Origin of the sequence: Actinoplanes cyaneus (assembly GCF_016862095.1) — a bacterium.
GTDB lineage: Bacteria > Actinomycetota > Actinomycetes > Mycobacteriales > Micromonosporaceae > Actinoplanes > Actinoplanes cyaneus.
This window is the reverse complement of record NZ_BOMH01000033.1, coordinates 102283-127922: the sequence shown is the minus strand read 5'-3', so window position 1 is coordinate 127922 and position 25640 is coordinate 102283. Positions and strand designations below refer to the sequence as shown.

Genomic DNA, 25640 nt, shown 5'->3' with positions numbered 1-25640 from the left:
TTTCTTGCCTTTGGGGGTGTCAGTGGTGCGTCGCGTCGGCGGACATCCAGCCGCGCAGCAGGGTGGCCATCTCGTCCGGCTTCTCCTTGACCATCTCCTCGATCTCGCGGTGCCGTTCCTCGCGAGCCTCGTCGTGCTCCTCCACGGTGACCCCGCCCTCGATCATCGCCGCCGCGTGCATGGCCTGGGTGGCCTCCAGCTCGGCCTGGCGCTGCGCGTCCAGCGCCGCCTGCATCTCCTCCAGGTGCGCCTTCTCCTCGGCGGTGAGCTGCTGGCGCCGCTTGGCCCGGCGGCTGGCCCGCCAGGCGAGGAAGATCAGCGCCAGTACGACGAAGGCCAGCGCCCCCGTCTTGACGAGCGTCAGCTGCTTGTTCTGCTTCTCCGCCGCGGCCGCCGCGGCCAGCTCGTCCTTGGCCGCCTGCTGCGCCGAGGTGTCGAACGGCATGGCGCTGACCGCGATGGTGTCGCCCCGGGTGGAGTCGATGCCGGCCGCGGAGCTGACCAGCTGCTGCACCTGGGTCGGGTCGATCGAGGCGGCGACGGTGCTGTCCAGCAGGACCGCCACGTTCAGCCGCCGGATGCTGCCGGGCGCCTTCCGGCGTACCTCCTGGGTCTCGTTGAGGGCGTTCTGCCGGGCGTCGTTCTTGTTGGCGTACTGCCCGTTCGAGCCGGCGCCGCTGGGCACCTGGATGTTGTCCGGGCCGAGCACGCCGCCGTTGTTCCCGCCGCTGCCGCTGTAGGTCTCGGAGCTGGAGGTCTCGGACAGTGAGGGCAGGGACGGATCTGAGCTGTACGTCTTGGTACGCGTCTCGGTCGCGTCGAAGTCCAGGTCGGCGGTCGTGGTGACGACCGAGTGCCCGGAGCCGACGAGCCGGTCCAGCATGGTCTGCAGCGCGGCGTTCATCCGGTTCTGGAACTCGACGGTCTGCGCCTCGGAGCCGCTGTCCCCGCCGGTCGCGATCGACGCGCCCCCGCCGGTGGAGAGGATCTTGCCGTCGGCGCCGGCGACAGTGACCTGGGTCGGGTCGAGGCCTTCGACGCTGGAGGCGACCAGGTGCACGATGGCCTGCACCTGGTCGCCGTCGAGCGGGCGGGTCGACTTGGACGCGACCAGCACCGACGCGGTCGGCTTGGTGGCGTTGTCGGCGAACACGTCCTTCTGCGGGAGCACGAGGTGCACGGTGGCGGCCTCGACGCCCTCGATCGACTTGATGGTCTTGGCGAGCTCCCCTTCGAGGGCCCGCTGGTAGTTGGCGTGCTGCATGAAGTCGCTGGTGGTGATGCCCTGCTGGTCCAGCAGCGAGTAACCGGTGCCCTCGTCGTTGGGCAGGCCCTCGCCGGAGAGCTGCAGTCGCAGGGCGTTCACCTGGTCGCGCGGCACCATGATGGTCTGGCCCTCGTTCGCCAGCTCATACGAGGTGTTCGACTTCTGCAGCGACTCGACGATGGCACTGGCGTCCTTCGTCGACAGGTTGTTGAAAAGGATGGCGTACGACGGCTTTGCCGCCCACGTCGCGAAGAAGTACCCCCCGACGACGATGGCGACGATGGCGAAAATCGTGACAGCCTTCTGTCCCGGCGTGAAGGACTTGAAGGTGTCCGTTATGCGGCGTACCGGTGCGGGAAGGCGGTCAGTCATGTCAGGCCTGCATCCTCATGATCTCTTGGAAGGCTTCGACAGCCTTGTTGCGAACGGCAAGAGTCATCTGAAGTCCGAGGGACGCCTCGTTCGCGGCCATCGTGTACTGCGCCGGGTCCTGCAGCGTCCCGTTCGCGACCTGGACGGCCAGGTCGCTCGCCTTGTCCTGGGACGCCTGCACGCTCTCCAGTCCTTTGGAGAGCATCCGGGCGAAGTCGGTGTTGGGGCTCGCCGTCTTGGCGGCCTCGTCGAAGTCGAGCGAGTCGGCGATCTTGGACAGCCCGGACACGCCGGAGAGGCCGTTGATCCCGCTGAAACCGGAGATGCCCCCGATGGGGCTGATCGGGCTCATGACTACTTCCCGAGGTTGATGGCGGCGGCATAGGCATCCCGCGCCCGGTCGACGACCGACAGACTTGCCTGGTACGAGCGCTGGGCCATCATCATCTGGGCCATCTGGCTACCCATGTCGATGTCCGGCCGGCGGACGTTGCCCTGCGCGTCGGCGAGGGGGTTGTCCGGGTCGTGCGTCACGATCCCCTCGGCGCTGCCGAGCTGGATGCCGGCGACCTCGGCGCCGTTGCCGTCCTGCGCGGCCCGGGCCTGCACGTAGCGGGCCTGGAACGCGTTCTCGGACGTACGGCTGGTGTTGTTCATGTTCGCGATGTTGTCGGAGACCGCGTCGAGCCACTTGCGGTAGACGGTGACTCCGGTGCCCGCGACACCGATGGCGTTGAAGATGCTCATCCTCAGGCTCCCTTGATGGCGTCGCGCAGCAGGCCGTACTTGCTGTCGATGGCCCGGAGGGTGAGCTGGTAGCGCATCGTGGTGTCGATGTGCGACAGCGTCTCCTCGTCGAGGTTGACGTTGTTGCCGTTGAGCCGGGTGGGCTCCAGCGACTCGCTCGTGCTCGGGGCGATGCCCAGCGGCGACTGGCCGCGCGCGACCGCGCCCTGAAGAGCCTCCTCGAACTTGACCTTACGGGCACGGAAGCCCGGGGTCTCGACGTTCGCGATGTTGTTGGCAATGGCGTTCTGCCGGGCCGACAGGCCGGTGACAGCGACGCGCAGCGCGGCGGTGGAAAGGTCGTCGAACACTTCGCAGCTCCCTGATCGGTCCCCTCTGGTCGCCGTTCCGTGGCAGTTCGGTGAGCAATCCGTGCTCGTACCATGCATTTCGGCGTGACCGGTGATTCGCTGAGCGTCAGACGGTTGCTGCGAGGTTGCACACGAAAACGTCCCGGACCCTCGGGCGAGGATCCGGGACGTTCGTGGTGCTACATGGCGCAATCCAGATACACCGGGCGTTTGACCGCTTCGCCGGTTTCGATCCGGGCCGTCATCGCCGTCTGCTGACGGTTCGCGGTCAGCCGCCGGGCGATCTCCTCGGCTGCGGCCAGCTGGCGGGTGAGGATCTCGTCGGCCCGCGGCTTGAGCTCCAGCGGCAGCGCGCCGAGCTCGGTCGGCGGTTTCCAGATGTCGGCCGGGGGCGTCTCGGCGTGGCGATGCTCGTCGGCGAGCATCGCCTCGATCGTCGCGACGTCCATCTCCAGCTCGTCCAGCGCCGCGGTCCAGGCGCCCCGCCAGTCCTGTGTCATGGCGGAGCTCAGCCCTGCGCGCCGGCGACGGCTGCCTCGCGCCACGCGTCGCGCAGCGGCTCCAGCAGCTTGCGGCAGCCGGCCACCCGGTCCGGGTCGCGGGTGATGTTCGCCCCGATCAGCTCGGTCAGGATGAAGCCGTACAGGTTGGCCAGGCCCGGAGCGCCTTCCCAGGCCTCGAGGTTGAGCGTGACCCGCAGCTCCAGGACGATCTCCTGAGCGTGGCTGATCTTCTCGTGCGCCAGCTCGCGGTCGTCCTTCCGGAGAGCCTCCTCGCTGTGCGTGAGATCGAGGATCAGCCGGTCGTACAGCATGATCAGCAGCTTGGCGGGCGAGGCGGTGTTGATCGAGTCCTGCAGGTACCGGTCGCGAAGGTTCGGCGTGGTCATAAGGCTCCTCGGAAAGTGTGGGATGGCGATCAACGGGCGAGCGACGTCATGACTAGCCGAGCTGTCCGGACAGCCAGCTGGACTGGTTCTTGAGTTTTCCGAGGGCGGTCTCCAGATCCGTGTACTGCTTCTGCAACGCCAGCTTCCGAGCGCTGAGCCGGGTGTCCCAGTTGCTGATCTGGTTGTTCAGGTTGTCGATCTCGTTGCTGCGGCCGGTGACGACAGCGGTGACCGTGTCCGACTGCTTCTTGGCCATGGCCTCGAAGTTGTCGCCGAGGCCGACGCCGGCCTTCTTGATCGCGGCCGGGTCCTCGTTGTAGGCAGCGGTGAACTTGGCGGAGTCGAACGTCAGCTTGCCCGTGCTGTCGAGCTGGATGCCGAGCTTGGCCATGCTGCCGAAGGCGATCTTCAGCGGGTTGTCCGCGGTCTCCACCGGGTCGTTCGGGTTGGTGGGCTTGACGTAGTCCGGGTTGTCGTACGCCAGGCCGCTGCTGACCGACCCCAGGATGGTCTGCGAGATGTTGCGGACCATGAAGTCGCCGGTGAGCGGGGAGCCTTTCTTGGCGTTCGCGTCGTAGGCGGTCTGCGCCTTCACCTCGGTCAGCACGCTGTTGGCGGCGTCGACGAGCGCCTGCATCTTGTCCGCGATCCCGGCCACGTCGGACTGGGCGTTGATGGTCACGCCCGTCTCCGGCTTGGTGACCGTGATGCTGACGCCACTGAGCAGGTTGGTGAAGGTGTTGCTGCTGTTGGTGACCTCGTAGCTGCCGGGGGTCAGACCGCTGCTCGGGTCCGACGGGTCCACCAGCGAGCCGACCCGGATCTTCGCGTCGGTGGCGGCGGTGACCACGTTGCTGGTGCCGCTGAGGCCGTCGACCGTGAAGGTGTTCGCGACACCCGGTTTGCTGCTGGTGAGCTGCAGGATGCTGTCGCCGGAGGCGGTCGTCACGACACCGGCCCGGACCCCGACGCCACTGGTGCTGTTGATGGCGGCGGCGATGCCGGCGGGCGTCTTGTCGGTCACGTTCACGGTCACCGGGTTGCCCGAGCCGACCGTCACGGTGAGGGTGCCGCTGCCGTCGGTGATGTCGGTGCTGCCGGCCGGATACTCGGTGGTCGTGACCTGGGCCGCCGCGGTCGAGATCACGTCGAAGGTGGTGGAGCCGGCCGCGCTGGTGAGGCTGCTGGTCGCGGTCGCCGTGACCGAGGTGGAGCTGGAGGTCGCCTTGATCGACCGCCAGGTCGCCAGGTCGCCGAGCGTGCTTCCGGCGGTCTTGAGCGCGGCGAGCTTGCTGTTCACCGACTGGTACGAGGCAACGGTCGTCTGTGCGGTCTTGACCTTGGTCTTGAGTCGGTCCTGCGGCGCCGCCTCCACCTTCATGAGCTGGGTGATGATGCTGGACGTACTCATGCCGCTGACAAGGCCGTCAACTGAGCTGCTCACGTTCGCACCCTTTCGGTGGAGGGGGTAAAAGGAACGGGGTAGCCGACTGTTTCTGCCGGCTACCCCTACCTCTTCGGCCGTTCAGGCGACCGATTCAGTTGCTGTCGGTATCAGTTCGGTTAGCGGAGCAGGGAGAGAACGCCCTGCGCCGACTGGTTGGCCTGGGACAGCATCGAGGTGCCGGCCTGGGTGAGGATCTGGTTCCGGGTGAAGGAGACCATCTCCTGGGCCATGTCGGTGTCGCGGATCCGGGACTCGGAGGCGGAGAGGTTCTCCACCGCGACGTTCAGGTTGTTGATGGTGTGCTCGAAGCGGTTCTGGACGGCACCGAGGTTCGCCCGGGTGTCCGAGACCGACTTGATGGCCTTGTCGATCGCGGTGATGGCGTCGCCCGGCCCACTGCTGGTGGTCAGGTTCAGGGCCGCGGTCCCGAGCGTCTTCGAGTCGATCGCACCGATGGAGACGCCGATCCGCTCGTTGGCGTTGGCGTTGGCGCCGACCTGGAACCGGCCGGTGTTCCCACCGCTGACCGCGGACACGTCGGTGCTGGCGATCGTGCCGGCGGTCGCGCCGAGCTTCAGCGCGGCGAGCCCGCCGCCGGCGACGTCGGTGGCCTGGAAGGCGCCGACGCCGGACATGCTGAACGTCGAGTTCGACGAGGAGTCGGTGCTGGCCGACATCTGGACCTCGTTGCCCTGGTAACCCTTGGCCTTGAGGGCCGTCGAGATCCCGTCGTTGACGGCCTTCGCGATGTCCTGGGCGCTGGAGCCCGGAGCGAGGGCCCCGACGCTGACCGTGATCGACGCATCCGTGCCGCCGGCTCCGGCGGTGGTCAGGTCGGTGCCGTCCAGCTGGGTGATCTTGAAACTGGTTGCCCCGTTGAAGGGGCCCGCGGGAGACGCCGCGGTCAGGGCGGTCGTGGCGTTCTTGTCGAGGGCCGCGGTGCCGGTCGACTTCGACGTGGAGCCGAACGAGCCGTCCAGCAGCTTCGCCTTGCCGAACGACGTGGTGCCACCGATCCGGTCCAGCTCCTGGTTGAGCTGGTCCATCTCCTTGTTGGCGGCGCCCTTGGCGTCGGAGTCCATCGAACCGGCGTTCGACGTCTGCACGGCGAGGTCACGCATACGCTGCAGGATCGAGGTGACCTCGTTGAGCGAACCTTCAGCGGTCTGCGCGACGCTGACGCCGTCCTGGGTGTTGCGCACGGCGACCTTGAGGCCGCCGGTCTGCGACCGCAGGCCCTCGGAGATCGAGAGGCCGGCCGCGTCGTCCGCCGCCCGGTTGATCCGGAAACCGCTGGACAGCTTCTCCAGCGACTTCTGCATCTGGCCGTCCGTGACCGAGAGGTTCCGGTAGGCGTTCTGCGCGGCGATGTTCTGGTTGATGCGAAGACCCATTGGGTGATTCCTCCTTGACTGGGGTCTTGAGCGGCCCATCCATGAGCCGGTGTTGCCTCTTTCCCTTCGGCTGTCCGCCGGAAGGCCCTGAGGATTCTCCGAGAATTCTTCGGCCTTTTCCGGCTTACCGGATAAATGCCGATTGGGGGAAACCACTCAGCGGCACTGCGAACATGCCGACCTGTCCGAATGAGCGGGTTGCCAACGGGGTGCAGCCCGACGAGCGGAACGACGGAGGACCGGGTGAGCCTGACCGACCTGGCCAGCGTCCTGTGGCGCTCTCGCGAGCTGCTGGAGATGCTGCTGTTCAAGCTTGAGGAGGAGCAGTTGCTTCTCGCGGCCAACCGATCGCGCTGGCTCAGCCACGCCACCCGGGAGGTGGAGGTGGTGCTCGATCAGATCCGCCAGACCGAGGTCATCCGTGCCGCCTACGCGCAGGAGGTCGCCGCCGAGCTCGGCATCGACCCGGAAGCCTCGCTCGGCGAGCTCGCCGACGCGGCCCCCGATCCCTGGTCGGACCTGTTGCACCAGCACCGTAAGGCGTTCCTGCTCTTGACGTCGGAGATCCGGGCCCTGGCCGACGTCAATCGCGACCTGCTCACCGCGGGTCAACGCGCGGCTCGCGAAACCATGCTCGTCTTCGCGGAGAGTGTGGAAACGTACGGGCCGCAGGGCCAGACCGTCACCGGCGGCGTGCGCCGCCCCACCCTCGTTGATGAGGCGATCTGATGGGCAGCACTTTCAGTGGACTCAACACCGCACTGACCTCCCTGTACGCGCAGCGGCGCGGCTTGGAGGTCAGCGGCCAGAACATCGCGAACGCGAACACCGAGGGATACACCCGGCAGCGCGTGACGATGCAATCGCAGAACGCCAACCTGGTGCCCGGCGTGTACGCCACCACCACCGCGGTCGGCAACGGCGTAGTCGTCTCCTCCGTGGACCGGCTGCGCAACGCGGCGATGGACCAGCGCAGTTACACCGAGCACGCGAGCTCGGCGTACCACAATGCGCGGGCCGGGTCGTACAACCTGATCGAGGATGTGTTCGCCGAGCCGAGCGACACCGCCCTGCAGGGCCGGCTCGCGGACATGTGGGATGGGTGGAACGCGATCACCACCAACCCCGACCAGCTGGCCGGCAAGTCGGCGGTGCTCGAGCAGGCCACCACGGTCGCCTCGACGCTCAACGACGCGGCCTCGGCGCTCAACAATCAGTACAAGGCGGCGCGGACCGGCCTGGACACCTACGTCGACGACGTCAACAAGGCGGCTGACGCGGTGGCCAAGCTGAACAACCAGATCGTGATCGCCACCCAGTCCGGTTTGCAGGCCAACGAGCTGCAGGACCAGCGGGCGCAGCAGATCCTCAAGCTCTCCGAGCTGGTGGGGGCGAGCGCCACCGAGGCGGAGAACGGCGCGATCAACGTCTTCGTCGGCAGCGCGCCGCTGGTCAGCGGTTTCGCCACCCGGTCGATCGAGATCGAGCCGGGCGGCGCCACCCGGCTGGAGGATCTGGCCAGCAGCGAGGTCAACCTGCGCTGGAAGGACACCAAGGCGGCGGTCGGCGCGGGCGGCACGATGGGCGCCTCGATGGAGCTGCTCGCCAAGGGCGGCACCCTGGACAGCGTCACGACCCGGCTGAACACGATCGCGCAGAAGCTCGCCGACTCGGTGAACACCGCCTACAGCGGCGGGTACGCGACCGACGGCACCACCGGGAAGCCGTTCTTCATCCGCAACGACAACAGCTCCACGGCGAACGTGACCGCCGCCCAGATCCGGGTCGCCGTCACCGATCCGGCCAAGCTGCAGATCTCCAGCGGCAACCCGACCGGCACCCCGAAGGTGCTGGACGGCAACATCGCCGACCGGATCTCCGATCTGGCCGACTCGAAGACCGACGCGGACGCCGAGTACCAGTCGATGATCGGTGAGCTCGGGGTCTCGGCGCAGTCCGCGATCCGCCGGCGCGACGTGCAGAACGCGGTGACCGACCAGGTGGACGCGGCGCGGGACGCCGAGTCCGGGGTGAACCTCGACGAGGAGATGACGAACCTGCTCACCTACCAGCGCGGATACGAAGCGGCGTCCCGGGTCCTCACCACCATCGACTCGATGCTCGACCAGCTGATCAACCGGACCGGCATGGTCGGCCGATAGTCGAGGGGTTCCCACATGTCCAGCAGTCCCAGAATCACCCAGAGCAGTGTGCGCACCCGCACCATGGCCAGCCTGCAGCGCAATCTCGGCGCGGCGCAGAAGGCGCAGGACCAGATCTCCAGCGGGAAGCAGCTCACCCGCCCGTCGGACTCACCGACCGGCACCGTCACCGCCCTGCAACTGCGTGGGGAGGTGCGCGCGAACAAGAAGTACTCGACGAACGCTGACGACGCCGCGGGCCGGCTCGGCGTCGTCCAGGACAACCTGCAGCACACGCAGGAGCTGACGACGGTGGCCCGTAACCTCGTGCTGGAGGCGGCCAGCACCGGCGGAGGCGGCACCCCCGAGGCGAACAAGGCCCGGGCCGCCGAGCTCGAGCAGATCAAGGCCAACCTGGTCCAGTTCGCCAACTCGAAGTATCTGGACCGCCCCGTCTTCGGCGGCTCCACCCCGGACTCGTCGGCCTACGACAGCACCGGGCAGTACATCGGCGAGGGCGCCGGCGAGACGTTACGGGCCATCGGGCCGAACGCGAAGGTCAGAGTCGATGTCCGTGGCTCCGAGGCGTTCGGCTCTGACTACCTCGTCGACGACGACGGTGGCTTCGTCGACGCCGCCGGCAACCCCGTCGACGCCGCAAACAAGGTACGCAATCCGGCCCAGCTCTTCCATGTTCTGGACGACGTCATCGCCGCGATGAAGTCCGGCGATGCCGACGCTTTGAACACGGGGCTGACCAATCTTGACAAAGCGTCTGATCTCGTGAAATCCACTCTTTCGGACGTAGGTGCCCGATACAATCGGGTTACGCAGATGAAGCAGTCCGCTGAGGATCGCTTGATGTCCGTGTCGTCGCAGCTGTCCGATATCGAGGATGTCGACCTGCCCAAGGCGATCATGGAATTGCAGCTCCAGCAGACCTCGTATCAGGCCGCCCTGGCCGCCACGGCCAAGGTGATCCAGCCCTCGCTCATCGATTTCCTGAGGTGACCATGACTACTCGCACCATGTCCCGACCGATCGAGGCCACCATGACCGACCCGTCGCTGGGCCTGCCGACCATCTCGATGGCGACGCCCATGCCCGGGTTCCCGTCGCACAGGGAATTTGTCCTGGTGCGACTGAACGACGACGGTCTGCTCTACGCCCTGACCTCGATCGACAACCCGGAGCTGCGCTTCCTGGTGGCGCCGCCGGAGCCGTTCTTCCCGGAGTACGCGCCGGAGATCGACGAGGCGGTGTTCGCCGCGCTGAACACCAAGGACCCGGACCGTCTGCTGCTGCTGGCCGTCATCACGGCGAGCGAGGAGGAGACCACCGCGAACCTCCTCGCCCCGATCGTGGTCGACCGGGACAGCATGCGGGCGATGCAGACGGTCCTGACCGGGTCCGGCTATCCGGTCCGGGCAATCATGAACCGGGCGTTCTGAAACTCCGGCCGAGGGTTTTCGACGACGGCCCAGGCCGGGTCGTGAATGACCCTCAAAGGCGCGGTCGCGATTCCCAGCGACCGCGCCTTTGTCATGCTGTCGGTTCCATGGCCGGCTTTCGTCCATGGCCGGCTGTTCGTTACATGGCCGGCTTTCCGTTCCATGGCTGGAGGAGGGGCGTCGATGCTTGTGCTGACCAGACGGGCCGGAGAGAGCGTGATGATCGGCGACGACGTCGTGATCACCGTGCTGGAGGCCCGGGGCGACGTCATCCGGCTGGGTATCCAGGCGCCGCGTGACGTCCAGGTGCACCGCGAGGAGGTGTACCGGGAGTTGCAGGAGAGCAACCGCGCGGCGGCGTCGCCGACCGACGCGGCGGTGGACGCGATCACCCGGATGGTGGGCGAGAAGCCCGCCGACTGAGGCGTGCGCCCGGCCCGCGAAGGTACGGCGGGAGGGCGCACCTCACCTGCACCGGCGGCTGACCCCGGAGACAACGCAGGACCGGGATTGTTCTCCACGACGGTGAACTTCAGTCGGGGAGTGGTCGTGGGCGCAAAGCAGGAATCGGTCATCGGCGCGGCGTGCGCGCTGGATCTGACGGTGGATGCCCACGTGCACACCGGGTTTTCGGCCGGGCGGGACGCGGTCGGCGTGGTGGTCTCGGCCGCCGACCGGGCCGGCCTGACCGCGCTGACCTTCGCGGACCAGGCCGGGCCGGACACGACCTGGCTGAACGCCTACGCCGACGCGGTGCGCCGCGCCCGGCACCGCACCGAGATGACGCTGCGGGTCGCCGCCGAGGTCGAGATCGTCCGCCCGGACGGCTGGCTGGCACTGCCGGCCGACCTCACCCAGCTCGACGCCCTGTCGGTGGCGATCTCCGCCCTGCCGATCGGCGACGAGCTACTGGACGCCCGTGCGATCCGTGCGCTGCTGGCCGACGGCGCGCTGACCGCCGAACTGGTCGCCGAGCAGTTGATCGCGGCGACCGTGCAAGGCTTGGAGCGGGCCTCCCGGTACGTGCCGACGCAGCTGGCCCGCCCGCTGGCGCTGCTGGCGCAGGCCGGTGTGGACGACGCCGCGGTGTCGCCGGCGCTGATCGCCGACCTGGCCGCCGCGTGCCGCGGTACGGGGACCGTGGTGGAGATCAGCGAGGCGTGGCGCAGCCCGTCGCCGCGTCTGGTGGCCCTGCTGCGGGACGCCGGCGTGACGCTGGTGCCCGCGAGTGACGCCCGGTACGCCGCCGAGGTGGGAGGCTGGCAGTACCTGCGGCGAGTCTGAGATCTGGACTCGGCGAAAGTGAACACGGGTCGTGCTCGTCTCCGTACTCTCTGTCATGCCAGCACTTCAGCATGGGAGAGATGCGATGAGTATGGTTCAGCAGGCCATCGAGGTCAGTGCACCGCTGCACACGGTGTACGAGCAGCTCGCCGCGTTCGAGAACTACCCACGGTTCATGACGGGCGTCCGCCAGGTCACCACGACCGGAAGCGATCAGACCCACTGGATCATGGACGTGGACGGCAAGCGCCGTGAGTTCGACGCGCAGATCATCGAGCGGACACCGGACGAACGGGTCTCCTGGTCGACCATGGAGGGCCCGCTCCTCGCCGAGACCCTGACGCTGCGCCCGATGGGCGAGACGAAGACCCAGGTCGTCGCCCAGCTCGAGGCCGACATCGCGTTCCTCATGCCCAGTGACCGGCACGGCCAGGAGTCGCTGAACCGCCGCCTCAAGGCCGACCTGACCACCTTCAAGGGCCTGGTCGAGAGCGGCGTCCTGGGCGGCCGCGCGATGCCGACCGGCGCCCGGCGCCTCCCCGGCCCGGCGCACACCCTGTTCAGCCCGGACTTCGCGTCGCCGGCCTCGGTCGCCACCCGCGTCCACAAGCATCCGCCCGCGACGCAGCCGGCTCCCGCGCCGGGCGCGGGCTGGGACACCGGCGCCGCCGACCTGGGCAACGCCGACCCGACCGGCCTCGGTCTCACCGACAATCCGCTGCACCACGCGGCCGGCGCCGGGAACCTCCCCAGCGCCGCCACCGGCACCGCCGCCCTGACCGGCGCCACCCGGGCGAACACCGCACGTTCCGCCACGTCCGGCACCGCGCGATCCGCCACGTCCGGCGCGGGTCCCGCCGTGTCCGGCGCCGAGCGACCAGCCTCGGCGGATGCCGCGCGGTCCGCTGCCGGACGCGGCGCCGGCCCGGTGAGCGGCGGCGTCGCCGGCTCGGCCCGGATGGGCGGACGCACCCCGAACAGCGACATCTGGGGCAGCGGCATGATCAACGAAGAGGACCGCGGCATCGGCTGACGATCACCTTCAAGATCTTCATGTCCCACGTCCGCTGTGGTCCTTCTCCGCTGCTCCCGCGGGGACCCTCCCGGGCCGAGCAGGGCCGTGGCCGGCCCTGAACGCTCAGCCCGGAAGGGCGGCCTCCGTGGCGGGGCACGGTCACCCACAAGATCAAACCCAGAGGCCGCCGTCCCGCCGTGGGCGGCGGCCTCCGTCTGGTCGCCGTGATGAAGCGGGCCGCGCTCCCGCCTTCCCGGCGTGGGCGCCTGCCTCCGGCTGGCGCTCAGGGGTGCTTCCCGCCCGTGAAACACCCGTGAGCACCAGCCGGGGTCAGCGGGGCGCGGCTTCGAGGGTGACCAGCAGCCGGGCGCCGCGCGGCGTGGCGTGCTCGTAACGGACCGAGCCCCCGTTCGCCTCCACCAGGTGCCGCACGATGAACAACCCGAGCCCGGCTCCCCGGATGAACCGCCCGAACAGGCTGGGCAGCACGTCCTCGGGAATGCCGGGGCCGCCGTCCTGCACGGTGAGCAGCACCGTCCCGTCCGCCTGCCGCCCCGCGCCGACCCGGATCGGCGCGGCGCCGTGCGTCAGCGCGTTCTTCAGCAGGTTCTCCACCACGACCGCGAGGTGCCCCCGGTCGGCCAGCGCCGAGACGTCCTCGTCGATGTCGACCTCGACATCCGCGCCGCCGGCGGCCGCCCGGACCAGCTCCAGCAGCGGCACCGGAGTCCGTCGCGCGGTCACCGTCCCGGTGTCCAGCCGGAACAGCAGCTGCAGGTCGTTCATCATCTTGACCAGCCGCCGGGTGTTCTTGTCGATCTTCTGGGCCAGCTCCTGCCGTACGTCGTCGGGCAGGTCCGCCCAGTCCGCGCTGAGCAGCTCGGCGAGGCTGGCGATGGAGCTGATCGGCTGTGCCACGTCGTGGGTCAGCATCGAGGTGAGGTCGTTCTTGAAGGCGAGCGCCGAGGCCAGCCGTTCGTTGCCGCGTTCGAGCTCGGCGGCGTGCGAGGTGAGCTTCTCCTCGGCGGCTTTGCGGGACGCGATGTCGACGCAGGTCGCGACGTATCCGCGGGGTGCTCCGGCGGCGTCCGGGATCGCGGCCATGGTGGCCAGCACGGGCACCTCGGTCCCGTCGGCGCGGGGCAGCAGCCAGTCCCCGCCGCTGCCCGGGGGCGGGAGCGGCGGCGGCTCGCGCAGTTCGTCCCGTTCGCCGGTGAGTTCGCGCCAGCGCCGGTTGACGTCGATCACGCGGTAGTTGGCGTCGAGCACCATGACCGCCTCGTTCATCGACTGGAGCAGCGTGTCCGCGAAGTCCTGCCGGTCACGCAGCTCGGCGACGAGGTGACGCTGGCGGCGGTCGGCGAGGTCCAGCGTCCGTACCAGGAAAGCCAGCAACCCGAGGAGACCGAGAGCGGCGAGGATCGCGCCGGTGCTGACCGCCGTGGCCGGTCGGCTCAGCCCGGTGCGCACCGCGAACGCGCTGACCAGGGCGGCGATCAACGGCGCCGCGACGAGGGCGGGCGCGAGCCGGCGCACCGCGGTCCGCGGCCCGGACCGGTCGAGGGTGCGCAACGGCCCGGTCTCCGGCCGCGCGAGGATGGCGCCGGCGGTCAGGGCCAGCAGGCCGCCGGCCAGGTGGAGGGGCATCACACCGGCGGGTTCCTGCCCGTTGGGGAAGGTCGCGGCGAAGAGCCGGGGGACGAGCGCGACCAGCGCGATCGTAGCGGCGCCGAGCAGCAGCGGGTCGGCGACCCGGAACGGGATCTCGCCGACCCGGCGGGGCAGCCGCAGGTCGAGGCAGGCCAGTGCGAGCCCGGAGAGCATGGTGGCCACCGCGGCGGCCGGGTGCTCGTCGAGGGTCGCGCCGCCGAGGATGGCCGTGGTCAGTGCCAGGCCCGCGGCCGTGCCGGTGCGCAGCCGGCCGGCGAGTCCGCCGGTCAGTGGCAGGACCTGCAGCAGCAGGGCGAGCCCGGCCGGAACCAACGCGACCGCCGGAGTGGGCGTGAGCCCCTCCGGCGGCGCGGTGAGTTCGGACGTGCGCGTGTTCAGGAGGCCGAGAACGGTAACCGTGATCCCGGCGCATCCGGCGATCAGCCGGGACAACCTGCCCACGCCGCGTGCCGCGATACGCACATATCCCCCCATGACGTGAGGAAATGATCATATCGCGGCATGCGTGGTTACTTGCCCGCCCAGGCGAACCCTTCCTCCAGGCGGACCTTGCTGGCCACGCGAGCGATCTCGGCGTGCATCCGGTTCGCGTGGTGACCGCAGAAGGCCAGGTCGCCGCCGCTGCTCAGGGTCACCTCCAGCTTGGCGGCCGCGCCACAACGGTCGCAGCGATCGGTGAGCTCGCCGACGGTGTCGATCTCGGGCGACAGCAGGGTGGTCATATCGCTCTCCTTGCTCAGTGGCCGAATGAAGGGGCTCAACGGCGGTGTGCAGCGGTCCTGACAGCGGAATAGATCGGCCCTGGGCCAGGGGGCCTTAGTTCTTCGGCCCGGTGACCGGTGCAACGTCGTCGCACCTGACAGAGACCTGGATCTGCACTTTTGCAACTTCAAGATTTCCCTCAAGTCGCCACGGCATGCACATCCGGGCCGGGGCACCCAACTTGAGGGAGACATTTGATGCTCGGTTCCGACGCCCGTCGCCTGGCCGTCCGCTTCATGGCCGTCGCGAGCGCCGCCACCGCTTCTCTTCACGGTTTCGCCGCGCCGGCCTCGGCCGCCGCGGTCCCGGCCGCTCCGGCGACCGGGACGATCCTGGAGGCCGGCGCCGCGACGGCCATCCCGGGCAGCTACATCGTGGTGCTCAAGGACGGCGCTTCCGCCTCGCAGGACCTCGTCTCCACGTACGGCGGTGAGGTAGTGAACAACTACAAGGCCACCGTACGCGGATTCCACGCCCGCATGTCCGAGACGCAGGCGGCCCGGCTGGCGGCCGACCCGTCCGTCGAGTACGTCGAGCAGGACGCCGTGATCGCGGCCACCGCCACCCAGCCCGGGGTCACGTGGGGCCTGGACCGGATCGACCAGCACGCCCGCACGCTGGACAAGAAGTACACCTACCGCTCGGCGAAGGACGTCACCGCGTACGTCATCGACACCGGCATCCGCACCTCGCACAAGGACTTCGGTGGCCGCGCGACCAGCGGCTACGACTTCGTCGACGGTGACCGCGTCGCCGACGACTGCAACGGGCACGGCACCCACGTGGCCGGCACGATCGGCGGCGCCTCCTACGGCGTGGCCAAGGACGTCAAGCTGGTCGGCGTCAAGGTGCTGGACTGCGAGGGCTCCGGCTCGTACTCCGACTTCATCGCCGGCGTCGACTGGGTGACCGCCCACGCCAAGCTGCCCGCGGTCGCCAACATGAGCATCGGCGGCCCGCAGAGCAAGGCGCTCGACGACGCCGTCAACCGCTCGATCGCGAAGGGCGTCACGTACGTCATCGCGGCCGGCAACGACAACAAGAACGCCTGCAAGTTCTCGCCCTCCGACACCAGCAACGCGATCACCGTCGGCGCCGTGGACAGCAACGACAAGCGGGCCTCGTTCTCCAACTACGGCGCCTGCCTGGACATCTTCGCGCCCGGTGTGAACATCAAGTCGGCGTCGGCGGACTCGAACTCCGGTTCCGCGGTGATGAGCGGCACCTCGATGGCGAGCCCGCACGTGGCCGGCGCGGCCGCGCTGGTGCTCGGCGCCCACTCGGCGTGGACCCCGCAGCAGGTGCGTGACGACCTGGTCGGGCACGCCGACTCCGGCCTGGTCCGCAGCCCGGGCGCCGGCTCGCCGAACAAGGCCCTGTTCACCGGTTACCTGAACCAGAGCGCCGCCGCGGCCAAGGCCGCCGCGAACCGCCGCTGAACCTGATCCGGCCACCCGCCGCGCGACGCACGATGCGTCGCGCGGCGTCGTGTTTCCCGCAGACTTCGGCCGTCCGGACGGGGGTGCGGGAAAGTGCCCAACTCCCGGGTCCCCGGGCGCTAGCGTGAGATCGACCCCAGCCGCGAGGAGGACCCATGTCCGAGGCGCCGGTCGCCGATAAGCCGACCATCTTGGTCGTCGACGACGAAGAAGACCTCCGCGACATCATGCGCCGCATGCTGGAGCGCAAAGGCTATGCCGCCCTTACGGCCGGCGATCCGGACGAGGCGATCTCGGTCTGCCGGGACCATCCGGGCACGATCGACGTCCTGGTCACCGACCTGACCCTGCCCGGTGAGCAGTCCGGCGGCGAGTTGGCCGGCCGGATCCGGGAGATGCGACCCGGAATCCACGTGATCTTCATTTCCGGGCTGCCCAAGGACATCGCGGTCGCCAAGGGCCTGGTCACCGAGGACGACACCCTGGTGAAGAAACCGTTCACCGCGGACGCCCTGCTGGAAGCGATCAGGAGGGTCCTGGGCCAGGAGGAGCCGTAGGCCACGGCACGGTCAGCTCGCCGAGACGCCAGCGGGCCGGGCCGTCCAGCACGGGCCGGCCCTCGTCGCGCATCCGCCGGGCGGTGGCCAGCCAGCGCTGCCGCGGCCCGAACGGAGTCGCCTCGGTCTCCCACGCCCGCCCCAGCGCGCGCAGCAGCTCGTGCACCGGATGACCGGGCACGTTGTGGTGGATCAGCGCCTTCGGCAGCCGCTCGGCGAAGACCGCCGGATGCTCCAGGTCCGCCAGCCGCGCCGACAGGGTGAGCGTCGACGGCACGCCCGCCTTGACCACCGCCCACGTCGCCACCCGGCCCAGCTCGTCGCAGGTGCCCTCGACCAGCAGCGCGCCGGTGCCGGTCATCTGCCGCCAGGCCGCGTCCACCTCGTCCTCGGCGTACTGCCGGAGCACGTTGAACGCCCGCACCACCACCGGCGAGAGCCCGGCCAGCTCGAAGCCGCCACGGCGGAACTCCAGGCGCGGCGGGTCGGCGAACGGGAGGGCGGCGCCGACCCGTGCCGGATCGATCTCCAGACCGACGACAGCAACGTCCGGGCGGACCGCGGCCGCCAGCCGCCCGCGGAGCTCGACGGCGGTGACCGGCGTCGCGCCGTACCCCAGGTCGACGACCAGGGGCACGGCTGCCGCCGTCAGAAGATCCCGGCAGCGGTACGCGATGAAGTTGTCCACCCGGCGCAGCCGGTTCGGGTTCGTCGTGCCCCTGGTGATCGCGCCGACCGGTTTCACCTGCTCAGTGCTCCCGGTGCACCTTGTGCTGGGCGGCCTGGGCGATCGGCCGGACCACGAGCCGGTCGATGTTGACGTGCTGCGGCCGGGTCGCGGCGAACGCGATGACGTCCGCGATGTCGTCGGCGACCAGCGGCTCCTTCACGCCCGCGTAGATCGCGTCGGCACGCGCCTGATCACCGCCGAACCGGTTGAGCGAGAACTCGTCGGTGCGGACCATGCCGGGGTCGATCTCGATCACCCGGATCGGCTTGCCGGACAGCTCCAGCCGCAGTGTCCCGACGAGCGCGGTCTGCCCGTGTTTCGCCGCGACATAACCGCCGCCACCCTCGTACGGCGTGAAGGCCGCCGTTGATCCGACCGTCACGATCGTCCCCGCGCCGCTCGCCTCCAGAGCCGGCAGCAGGGCTTGGGTGACGCGGAGCGTGCCGAGCACGTTCACGTCCCACATCGCCTGCCAGTCCGCGACGGATCCGTCCGCCACCTGGTCCAGGCCGACCGCCCCGCCGGCGTTGTTGACCAGCAGCGCGACCGGCGCGCCCAGCTCGGCGACGGCGGCGGCCAGCGCGGCGACCGACTCGTCGGAGGTGACGTCGCACACGACCGCCGTCACGTTCGCGCCGATCTCCTTGACCAGCGCTTCCAACCGGTCGGCCCGGCGGGCCGCGGCGACCACGTGGAATCCCTCACCGGCCAGGCGTCGGGCGGTGGCCGCCCCGATGCCGCTGGACGCCCCGGTGACCACTGCGATTTTCTGCATGCTCCGATCTAACCCCAATGACCTGAGTCACCCCGGCCCGGCTGCGTAGTGGTTCAGCCCACGCCGATGGGGAAGATGACAAGTGTGCAACAGGCTTGTTCCGGTTGAACTCTGGCGGAGGGATTGAACGTGGTCGAGGTCAGCTGGCCCACCCCGCGGCGGATCGCCACCCTCTCGGTGCACACCTCGCCGCTGGAGCAACCAGGCACCGGCGACGCCGGCGGGATGAACGTCTACATCGTCGAGGTGTCCAAGCGTCTCGCCGCGGCCGGCGTCGAGGTGGAGATCTTCACCCGGGCCACCTCCAGCGAGCTGCCACCGATGGTCGAGATGTCGCCCGGCGTGCACGTCCGGCACGTCACCGCGGGGCCGTACGAGGGGCTCAACAAGGAGGAGCTGTCGTCGCAGCTCTGCGCGTTCACCGCGGGCGTGCTCAGGGCCGAGGCGGCACACCCGCCGGGCCACTACGACCTGATCCACTCGCACTACTGGCTCTCCGGCCAGGTCGGCTGGCTGGCCCGGGAGCGCTGGGGCGTGCCGCACGTGCACACCGCGCACACCCTGGCCAAGGTGAAGAACCGGCTGATCGCGGCCGGTGACCGCCCGGAGCCGAAAGCGCGGGTGATCGGCGAGGAGCAGGTCGTCGCCGAGTCCGACCGGCTGGTGGCGAACACCCGCTTCGAGGCGCGCGATCTGATCACGTACTACCAGGCCGATCCTGCCCTGGTCAGCGTCGTCGAGCCGGGCGTCGACCTGGAGCGTTTCCGCCCCGGTGACACCGACCGCGCCCGTTTCGGCCTCTCCGAGTCCGACCGGGTCGTCGCGTTCGTCGGCCGGATCCAGCCGCTCAAGGCGCCCGACGTGCTCATCTCCGCGCTCGCCGAGCTGCGCGCCCGCGGCACGGAGAACGTGACGCTGGTGATCTGCGGCGGCCCGAGCGGCAGCGGGCTCGACAAGCCCACCGCGCTGATGGACCTGGCCGCCTCGCTCGGCGTGACCGACTCGGTGGTGTTCCTGCCCCCGCAGACCGGCGCCGGGCTGGCCGCGCTCTACCGGGCCGCCGATCTGGTGGCCGTCCCGTCGTACAACGAATCGTTCGGTCTCGTCGCCCTGGAGGCGCAGGCCTGTGGCACCCCGGTGGTCGCGGCGGCGGTCGGCGGCCTGGTCACGGCGGTCCGCGACGGTGAGAGCGGCGTCCTGGTCGACGGCCACGACCCGGCCGACTGGGCGCGCGTGCTGGACAGGCTGCTCGCCGCGCCCGGCTTCCGCCACCGGTTGTCGGCCGGTGCGGTCGCCCACGCGTCGCAGTTCTCCTGGGACCGCACCGCCGAACGTCTGCTCCGCGTCTACCGTGACGCGGTGAGCGAGCACCGGGCGCTGATCGCGGCCCGGCTGGAAGGAGCTGCGTGGGCATGGTGACCGGTCTGATCGAGCGCGTTCTCACCGACCGTGAGCTGGAGTGGGAGCCGACGGGCGAGTCGTCCTACGTGGTCACGCTGCCCGGCTCGCACAAGCTGAAGACCGCCTGCAACCTGATCGTCGGGGAGCACGCGCTGCGCATCGAGGCGTTCGTGATGCGCCAGCCCGACGAGCGCCGCGAGGAATTGTGGGCGTGGCTGCTGCGACGCAACGCCCGGATGTACGGGGTGTCCTTCTCGATCGACGCCGCCGGCGACATCTACCTGACCGGGCGGGTGTCGCTGAAGGGCCTCGACGAGGAGGAACTCGACAGGCTGCTGGGCTCGGTCCTGACGTATGCCGACGAGTCCTTCGACACGATGCTGGAGATCGGCTTCGGCACGTCGATCCGCCGCGAGTGGGAGTGGCGGGTCAAGCGGGGTGAGTCGCTCGCCAACCTGCAAGCCTTCAAACACTTCGCGGCGCCCGGCTCCGAGGCGGCGCCCGGCTCCGAGGCGGCGCCCGGCTCCGAGGCGGCGCCCGGCTCCGAGCCGACTTCCGGGTCGGATTCCGCTCCCGGCTCGGCTTCCGGGCCGGCTTCCGATGCTGCGTCCGCTGCCGATTCCGCGCCCACGCCGGACCCCGCGACGGCTCCGCACGGCTGACCGCTCGGTCATCGCGCGGCGCCGCACGGCTCCCGTCACAAAGTTGACATCGATGCGTCGTCGTGCTCGCCGATCCCGCGGGAGGCGCGCATCGGGAGCCCGCTGGTGCCGTATCGACAAGATCGCGCTGGCCTGCGCAAACGCCGCCCTCCCAGGTGGAATTCACCTGCCGGACACCCACTGTCAAGGTCATCCGGGCATCCCGATCGATTCGACGCCCATCATTTCGTCGCGCGGCCCGAGTCGTTATTTCTCCCGGTATCACGGAGTCCGGACGAGTGAATGGCGGATCGTCCGATCGGCTGGTTGTTGGCGATTGTGACGCCTCAGACAGATGTAGACACGAATACGGCTTGTGAGGCTTGACTGCCCCAACTAGCGTGGTCGATGGACGCCGAGCCGTCAGTTCGGGGAACGGGACGATCAGTAATGATCTCCACGGATCGGCGTTTGGGGACGGGTGGCATAAGCCGTTGGGGGACGGCGCGACCCGAGACCGGCGGTTAGTGCGGGCGACGCCTATGGGGATGGGGGTCGCCCGCCGCCGCCGGCGCTTTTGTTTGCGGGTCCGCGTGCGAAGGATCTCGCGTTCATCGAATTCTCAGGTTGCCATTCGGGGCACGTCACTTCGCTTATTGCGCCCGCCGCGCACGTCTGTCCGATGTGTTCAGCGCAAGGCCGCCGAGCTGCGAAGCCGACCCTTGAAGATCAGATTCTTCATTGCCTGCCTCCGCCGGGGTACAGACCGTCGCTCCCGCGGGGACCCTTCCGGGCCGAGCAGGGCGCGGGGCGCCCAGAACGCTCAGCCCGCAAGGGCGACGTCCCTGGGTGGGCGCGCTCACCGCAACCCCCGGATCCGCGCCGGGTCCTGCCGTTACCGGCCGACTACAGCCCCGCCCGCTGATTCCGGGACGGGCTCCCGGCGGTGTCACTGTGGACCGACGTCGCTGCCACCCGGCGTTCCCTGGCCGGCCCGGCCACCAGGTGCAGTCCCGCACCGGCCAGCCCGACCGCGGCCACGATCAGCCAGTGTCCCGAGCCGAAGTACTCCAGCCCGGCCCCGCCGAGCGCCGGCGCCACGAACGCCGCAGCCGGGAAACTCAGGTAGAAGACCGCCTGATAACGCCCCCGCAGCAGCGCCGGCGCGAGCTCGGAGTTGATCGCGGCGTTGGGTGGCGCGGCCAGCATCCCGCCGACCGTCCAGATCACCGCGGCGCTCAGATAGACCGGCAGACTGTCGGCCACCGCCAGCACCGCGAACCCGCCCGCCATCACCACCATCGACACCGCCAGCACCCGATCCTTGCGCCGCCCGTCGATGAACCCCGGCACGAACAGCTGACCGATCACGATCAGCGCCCCGCCGAGCGCGGTCAGAAGCCCGTAGTCGCCGGGCCCGAGCCCGTCGTCGCGCATCGCTAGCGGCACGATCGTGGTGGTCTGGGTGTTCAGCAACGCCTGCAGAACGGTCAGCCCGACGAAGGTCAGGAAGATCCGGTCGGCCAGCACGGTACGCATCCCGCCGCCCCGCGGAGACGTGAACCGTGAGTCGCGGCTCAACGTCTCCGGCACCTTCCACGCGATGATCAGCGCCGTGAGCAGCGTGCTGGCGGCGTCCAGCAGGAACAACCCCAGGTAGCTCCATCGGGCCAGCACCCCGGCGAGCAGCGACGCCGCCGCGGTCCCCAGGTTGAACGCCCAGAACTGCAGGTTGAACGCCCGCAACCGGTGCCCGGCCGGCACGACGTCGGTGATCGCCGCCACGAACGCCGGCCCCGGCATCGCCTGGGTCAGCCCGAGCAGCAGGCACAGTGCGGCGATCAGCGGCAGCGGCGTGCTGAGGGCGAGTGCCACGAGCACCGCCGAGCAGGCCACGTGCGACCAGAGCAGCGTCGCCCGCCGTCCCCACCGGTCGGTCAGCACCCCGCCGATGAGCGTGCCGGCGATCCCACCGATTCCGTAGCTGCCCACCACCACCCCGGCCAGCGCAGCCCCGGCCCCGCGCTCCGCGGTCAGGTAGAGCGACAGGTAGAGCACCGCGAACCCGCCGGCCCGGTTGACGAGCAGCCCGGCCCAGAGGAACCAGTACACCCCGGGCAGCCCTCCGACCGCACCTCGCAGCCACCCCCGCACCCGAACACCCCTCCGGCACCCGCTCGCGTCCCCGCCCGATGGCACCCGGCAGCGACAAACAGCAAACTTTCCTAACCGTAAATGGTGAGGCGTCAGCCGCGCAGCCGACCTGCGCCGGCGGTCAGGCACGCCGCGGGCCGGTCGATCCCGATGACCGGGACGCTGACCTGCGCGGGTGTGGAGTGCGGACCAGGGTCCGTCAGGTGGGGGAGGTCGTCGGTGCGAGGTCCGACGCGGTGGCCACCGGCGGATTCGCCGTGGACGGGGTCGCCGTCGTGTCCAGGAGCGCCGCTTCCTCCGTACGCCGGAGATCGGCTCTTCTCTCCCGGGCCGGCCCACTGATCAGATGGCCGGCACCCGCCAGGGCGCACAGGCCGAAACAGCCCAGCCACAGCGCCACCGACCCGAGCCCCTGGAGGGCGAGGCCGCCCAGCACCGGGGCCAGTGCCGTCCCGATGGACCAGGACAGCGAGTTGAGCCCCTGGTAGCGCCCGCGCAGCGTCGCCGGGGACAGTGCGGCGAGGGTGGCCGCGTTGCTGGGTGACTGGAGCATCTCGCCGAGCGTCCAGATCACCACGGTCAGCGCGTAGACCCAGGCCGCGTGCGCGAACGCCACCAGCCCGAACCCGGCTCCGACGATCACCGAGCCGAGGGCGAGCACCCGGTACGGCCGGCGGCCCGCGATCAGGCGCGGGACGAAGAGTTGACCGGAGACGATCAGGATGCCGTTGACCGCGATCACCCAGCCGTAGGTGGCGGCGGACAGCCCGTCGTCGAGCATCGCGATCGGCAGGGTCGACGCGTGCTGCAGGATGACCAGCACGGACAGCAGGTTGATCACCAGGAAGACCACGAAGGCCCGGTCACCGAGGGCGGCCCGCATGCCCCCGGACGGCGCCTTGACGGCCCGGGAGACCGACGGGCGGGTCTCGGCCAGGAAGATCAGCGTGATGGTCGCCGTGACCAGCGTGGTCGCCGCGTCCACGACGAAGAGCAGCAGGTAGTCGAACTGCGCGGCGAACCCGGCGGCGATCGCGGCGAGCGCGAACCCGAGGTTGATCGCCCAGTAGTTCAGCGAGAACGCCCGGACCCGGTCCTGTTCCGGCACGACGTCGACCATCATCGCGGAGAACGCCGGGCGCACCCCTTCGGCGAAGGCGCCGAGGAGCCCGGTGACGATCAGGATCTGCGTGTACGTCTGGGCGAAGCCGAGGGTCAGCATCAGCGCCGCCGCGCCGAGCTGGGCGACGAGCATCGTCGGCCGGCGCCCCCACCGGTCGGCGAGCACGCCGCCGGTCATCGTGCCGATCGCCCCGCCCACGCCGTAGAGGCCGATGACGAAGCCGGCCCGGCTCTGCGTGAAGTGGCGGTCACTGGTCAGGTAGATGCTCAGGAACAGCACCACGAACGAGCCGACCCGATTGATCAGAGTGCCCGTCCAGAGGAACCAGAACTGCCGGGGTAGTCCGCCCGCAGCCTGCCGCAACCACCCTCGCACACGATCCCCCGTAAGCACTGAACCTATCTTGTTCCCTTACAACCTAGGGGACCGGGCAACCGATTTTCCACCCGCCCGGATCTGCGCCGGGTGCGCCGGGGAAGATGTGGTCATGACTGGAACCCTGGTGCTGTTGCGACACGGCAACAGCGAGTGGAACGCCAAGAACCTCTTCACCGGCTGGGTCGACGTGGACCTGGACGCCAAGGGCGAGGACGAGGCCCGCCGCGGTGGAGAGCTGCTCAAGGAACAGAACGTGCTGCCCGACGTCGTGCACACCAGCCTGCTGCGGCGCGCGATCCGGACGAGTGAGATCGCGCTGCACATCACCGACCGGCACTGGATCCCGGTGAAGCGCTCGTGGCGGCTCAACGAGCGGCACTACGGCGCTCTGCAGGGCAAGGACAAGAAGCAGACCCTCGAGACGTACGGCGAGGAGCAGTTCATGCTCTGGCGCCGGTCCTACGACGTCCCGCCGCCGCCGATCGAGGACGACTCGGAGTTCTCCCAGGCCGGCGACGCTCGGTACGCCGACCTCCCGCCGGAGATCAAGCCGAAGGCGGAGTGCCTGAAGGACGTGCTGGAGCGCGCCCTGCCGTACTGGTACGACGCGATCGTCCCGGATCTGCGGGCCGGCAAGACCGTGCTCGTCGCCGCGCACGGCAACTCGCTGCGCGCGATCGTCAAGCACCTCGACTCGATCTCGGACGAGGCGATCGCCAAGCTGAACATCCCGACCGGCATCCCGCTGCGCTACGACCTGGACGAGAACCTGCGCCCGGTCACTGCCGGCGGCCTCTACCTGGACCCGGAGGCGGCCAAGGCGGCGGCGGCCGCGGTCGCCAACCAGGGTCGCTGATACGCGGAAGGGCCGGGACACCCCCGTGGCGTCCCGGCCCTCTGCGCCGTTCTAGCTCGCGACCGACTCCCCGGTGACCAGGTAAATCGTGTGCTCGCTGATGTTCACGGCGTGGTCGGCGTACCGCTCGTAGAACCGGCCGAGCAGAGCGCCGTCGATGGCGGTCTCCGCCCCGTACGGCCAGTCGTCGGCGAGCATGATCTTGAAGGCCTGACGCTCCAGGTCGTCGATCGCGTCGTCGTCCTTCTCCAGCTCGGCGGCGAGACCCGCGTCCGAGGTGGCGAGCACGTTCGTGATCTTCTCGGCCATCTCGTCGGCGATGTCGGCCATGCCCTTGAACACCGGGCGCAGCTCGGCCGGAACGGCGGGGGACGGGTGCCGGCGGGCGGCGGTCTTCGCCACGTGCTCGGCCAGGTCCCCCATCCGCTCCAGGTCGGCGGAGATGTGCAGGGCGGTGATCGCCCGGCGCAGGTCCACCGCGACCGGCGCCTGCCGGACGATGATGTCCGCCACCTTCGCCTCGACCTGCGTGAAGATCGCGTCCACGTCGGCGTCGCGCTGGATGACCGCCTCGGCGGCCTCCAGATCGGCGGTCAGCAGCGCGGTCGTCGCCCTGCGGAGCGCCGAGCGCACCGACTCTGCCATGGTCACCAGCAGCCGAGTCACTTCAGTGAGTTCGGCCTGGAACTCCTCGCGCATGATTTAAAGTCCCGATTGTCGGGGCCGTCCCGCCTCGTGGGTGACGGCCGAGATGTGCAGCTCGCTGTGGCGCCGGGCTGGCGGATCCCGCGGCGCC

General features: G+C 69.7%; 27 protein-coding genes. 12 read left to right on the top strand and 15 right to left on the bottom strand.

The window, feature by feature from the left end:
• Positions 1-19: 19 nt before the first annotated feature.
• The 8 genes from fliF to Acy02nite_RS21720 all read right to left on the bottom strand — a co-directional run bounded on the left by fliF (position 20) and on the right by Acy02nite_RS21720 (position 6466).
• The gene (gene fliF / locus Acy02nite_RS21755) at positions 20-1639 is read right to left on the bottom strand and encodes a flagellar basal-body MS-ring/collar protein FliF (protein WP_203743310.1); all 1620 of its coding nucleotides are present in this window, start codon (positions 1637-1639) and stop codon (positions 20-22) included.
• Between the two features lies 1 nt (position 1640).
• A complete protein-coding gene (fliE, locus tag Acy02nite_RS21750; protein WP_203743308.1) occupies positions 1641-1991 on the bottom strand; it encodes a flagellar hook-basal body complex protein FliE in 351 nt (116 codons plus the stop codon).
• Between the two features lie 2 nt (positions 1992-1993).
• Positions 1994-2386: a flagellar basal body rod protein FlgC gene (locus tag Acy02nite_RS21745; RefSeq protein WP_203743306.1), complete on the bottom strand. Its 393-nt coding sequence runs from the start codon at positions 2384-2386 to the stop codon at positions 1994-1996.
• 2 nt (positions 2387-2388) lie between these two features.
• Positions 2389-2736 (bottom strand): flagellar basal body rod protein FlgB, encoded by a 348-nt coding sequence (locus Acy02nite_RS21740; RefSeq protein ID WP_203743304.1) that lies wholly within the window; start codon positions 2734-2736, stop codon positions 2389-2391.
• 179 nt (positions 2737-2915) lie between these two features.
• Positions 2916-3236: a hypothetical protein gene (locus Acy02nite_RS21735; protein WP_203743302.1), complete on the bottom strand. Its 321-nt coding sequence runs from the start codon at positions 3234-3236 to the stop codon at positions 2916-2918.
• 8 nt (positions 3237-3244) lie between these two features.
• Positions 3245-3625 carry a flagellar export chaperone FliS gene (fliS, locus tag Acy02nite_RS21730; RefSeq protein ID WP_203743300.1) on the bottom strand — a complete coding sequence of 127 codons (381 nt, stop codon included), beginning with the start codon at positions 3623-3625 and terminating at the stop codon, positions 3245-3247.
• Between the two features lie 52 nt (positions 3626-3677).
• The gene (gene fliD / locus Acy02nite_RS21725; protein ID WP_203743298.1) at positions 3678-5069 is read right to left on the bottom strand and encodes a flagellar filament capping protein FliD; all 1392 of its coding nucleotides are present in this window, start codon (positions 5067-5069) and stop codon (positions 3678-3680) included.
• Positions 5070-5188: 119 nt separating this feature from the next.
• Positions 5189-6466 carry a flagellin N-terminal helical domain-containing protein gene (locus Acy02nite_RS21720; protein WP_203743296.1) on the bottom strand — a complete coding sequence of 426 codons (1278 nt, stop codon included), beginning with the start codon at positions 6464-6466 and terminating at the stop codon, positions 5189-5191.
• Positions 6467-6709: 243 nt separating this feature from the next.
• On the opposite strand from Acy02nite_RS21720, the gene Acy02nite_RS21715 reads away from it, so the two are divergent.
• The 7 genes from Acy02nite_RS21715 to Acy02nite_RS47225 all read left to right on the top strand — a co-directional run bounded on the left by Acy02nite_RS21715 (position 6710) and on the right by Acy02nite_RS47225 (position 12375).
• Positions 6710-7195: a flagellar protein FlgN gene (locus Acy02nite_RS21715; protein WP_203743294.1), complete on the top strand. Its 486-nt coding sequence runs from the start codon at positions 6710-6712 to the stop codon at positions 7193-7195.
• On the top strand, positions 7195-8628 hold the full coding sequence (flgK, locus tag Acy02nite_RS21710) for a flagellar hook-associated protein FlgK (RefSeq protein ID WP_203743292.1): 1434 nt from the start codon (positions 7195-7197) through the stop codon (positions 8626-8628). Before Acy02nite_RS21715 ends, flgK begins: the two co-directional genes overlap by 1 nt.
• A gap of 15 nt (positions 8629-8643) precedes the next feature.
• Entirely contained in the window at positions 8644-9618 is a 975-nt protein-coding gene (locus Acy02nite_RS21705; RefSeq protein ID WP_203743290.1) for a flagellin N-terminal helical domain-containing protein, read from the top strand.
• Between the two features lie 2 nt (positions 9619-9620).
• Positions 9621-10058 (top strand): flagellar assembly protein FliW, encoded by a 438-nt coding sequence (gene fliW / locus Acy02nite_RS21700; protein WP_203743288.1) that lies wholly within the window; start codon positions 9621-9623, stop codon positions 10056-10058.
• Positions 10059-10241: 183 nt separating this feature from the next.
• Positions 10242-10481, top strand: a complete 240-nt coding sequence (csrA, locus tag Acy02nite_RS21695; protein WP_203743286.1) for a carbon storage regulator CsrA — start codon at positions 10242-10244, stop codon at positions 10479-10481.
• Positions 10482-10607: 126 nt separating this feature from the next.
• Complete coding sequence (locus Acy02nite_RS21690) at positions 10608-11342, top strand: hydrolase (RefSeq protein WP_203743284.1); 735 nt, start codon at positions 10608-10610, stop codon at positions 11340-11342.
• Between the two features lie 85 nt (positions 11343-11427).
• A complete protein-coding gene (locus Acy02nite_RS47225) occupies positions 11428-12375 on the top strand; it encodes an SRPBCC family protein (RefSeq protein ID WP_264653275.1) in 948 nt (315 codons plus the stop codon).
• A gap of 312 nt (positions 12376-12687) precedes the next feature.
• Here Acy02nite_RS47225 and Acy02nite_RS21680 read toward each other — a convergent pair whose 3' ends face one another.
• Positions 12688-14502: a sensor histidine kinase gene (locus Acy02nite_RS21680; RefSeq protein ID WP_239175066.1), complete on the bottom strand. Its 1815-nt coding sequence runs from the start codon at positions 14500-14502 to the stop codon at positions 12688-12690.
• A 35-nt stretch (positions 14503-14537) separates the two neighbouring features.
• Entirely contained in the window at positions 14538-14750 is a 213-nt protein-coding gene (locus Acy02nite_RS21675; protein WP_203743282.1) for a DUF7455 domain-containing protein, read from the bottom strand.
• A gap of 237 nt (positions 14751-14987) precedes the next feature.
• On the opposite strand from Acy02nite_RS21675, the gene Acy02nite_RS21670 reads away from it, so the two are divergent.
• A complete protein-coding gene (locus Acy02nite_RS21670) occupies positions 14988-16229 on the top strand; it encodes a S8 family peptidase (protein WP_203743280.1) in 1242 nt (413 codons plus the stop codon).
• A gap of 155 nt (positions 16230-16384) precedes the next feature.
• On the top strand, positions 16385-16786 hold the full coding sequence (locus Acy02nite_RS21665) for a response regulator (RefSeq protein ID WP_203743278.1): 402 nt from the start codon (positions 16385-16387) through the stop codon (positions 16784-16786).
• Here Acy02nite_RS21665 and Acy02nite_RS21660 read toward each other — a convergent pair.
• Both Acy02nite_RS21660 and Acy02nite_RS21655 read right to left on the bottom strand, forming a co-directional pair.
• The gene (locus Acy02nite_RS21660) at positions 16755-17531 is read right to left on the bottom strand and encodes a class I SAM-dependent methyltransferase (RefSeq protein ID WP_203743276.1); all 777 of its coding nucleotides are present in this window, start codon (positions 17529-17531) and stop codon (positions 16755-16757) included. The two genes, Acy02nite_RS21665 and Acy02nite_RS21660, sit on opposite strands and share 32 nt — an antisense overlap.
• 4 nt (positions 17532-17535) lie before the next feature.
• Positions 17536-18291, bottom strand: coding sequence for an SDR family NAD(P)-dependent oxidoreductase (locus tag Acy02nite_RS21655; RefSeq protein ID WP_203743274.1), 756 nt, complete (start codon positions 18289-18291; stop codon positions 17536-17538).
• A 129-nt stretch (positions 18292-18420) separates the two neighbouring features.
• Between Acy02nite_RS21655 and mshA the strand changes: the two genes are divergently transcribed.
• Both mshA and Acy02nite_RS21645 read left to right on the top strand, forming a co-directional pair.
• Positions 18421-19710 (top strand): D-inositol-3-phosphate glycosyltransferase, encoded by a 1290-nt coding sequence (gene mshA / locus Acy02nite_RS21650; protein ID WP_203743272.1) that lies wholly within the window; start codon positions 18421-18423, stop codon positions 19708-19710.
• Positions 19704-20354, top strand: a complete 651-nt coding sequence (locus tag Acy02nite_RS21645) for a type III secretion system chaperone family protein (protein WP_239175065.1) — start codon at positions 19704-19706, stop codon at positions 20352-20354. The genes mshA and Acy02nite_RS21645 overlap by 7 nt, the downstream gene beginning before the upstream one ends.
• Positions 20355-21239: 885 nt before the next feature.
• Here the strand turns inward: Acy02nite_RS21645 and Acy02nite_RS21640 are convergent.
• Together Acy02nite_RS21640 and Acy02nite_RS21635 are read right to left on the bottom strand one after the other, a co-directional pair.
• A complete protein-coding gene (locus Acy02nite_RS21640) occupies positions 21240-22487 on the bottom strand; it encodes an MFS transporter (RefSeq protein WP_203743270.1) in 1248 nt (415 codons plus the stop codon).
• 199 nt (positions 22488-22686) lie between these two features.
• Positions 22687-23985 carry an MDR family MFS transporter gene (locus tag Acy02nite_RS21635; protein ID WP_203743268.1) on the bottom strand — a complete coding sequence of 433 codons (1299 nt, stop codon included), beginning with the start codon at positions 23983-23985 and terminating at the stop codon, positions 22687-22689.
• 112 nt (positions 23986-24097) lie between these two features.
• Between Acy02nite_RS21635 and Acy02nite_RS21630 the strand changes: the two genes are divergently transcribed.
• Positions 24098-24844, top strand: coding sequence for a phosphoglyceromutase (locus Acy02nite_RS21630; RefSeq protein ID WP_203743267.1), 747 nt, complete (start codon positions 24098-24100; stop codon positions 24842-24844).
• A 51-nt stretch (positions 24845-24895) separates the two neighbouring features.
• On the opposite strand, the gene phoU is transcribed toward Acy02nite_RS21630, so the two are convergent.
• Positions 24896-25543 (bottom strand): phosphate signaling complex protein PhoU, encoded by a 648-nt coding sequence (phoU, locus tag Acy02nite_RS21625; protein WP_203743265.1) that lies wholly within the window; start codon positions 25541-25543, stop codon positions 24896-24898.
• Between the last annotated feature and the right edge of the window lie 97 nt (positions 25544-25640).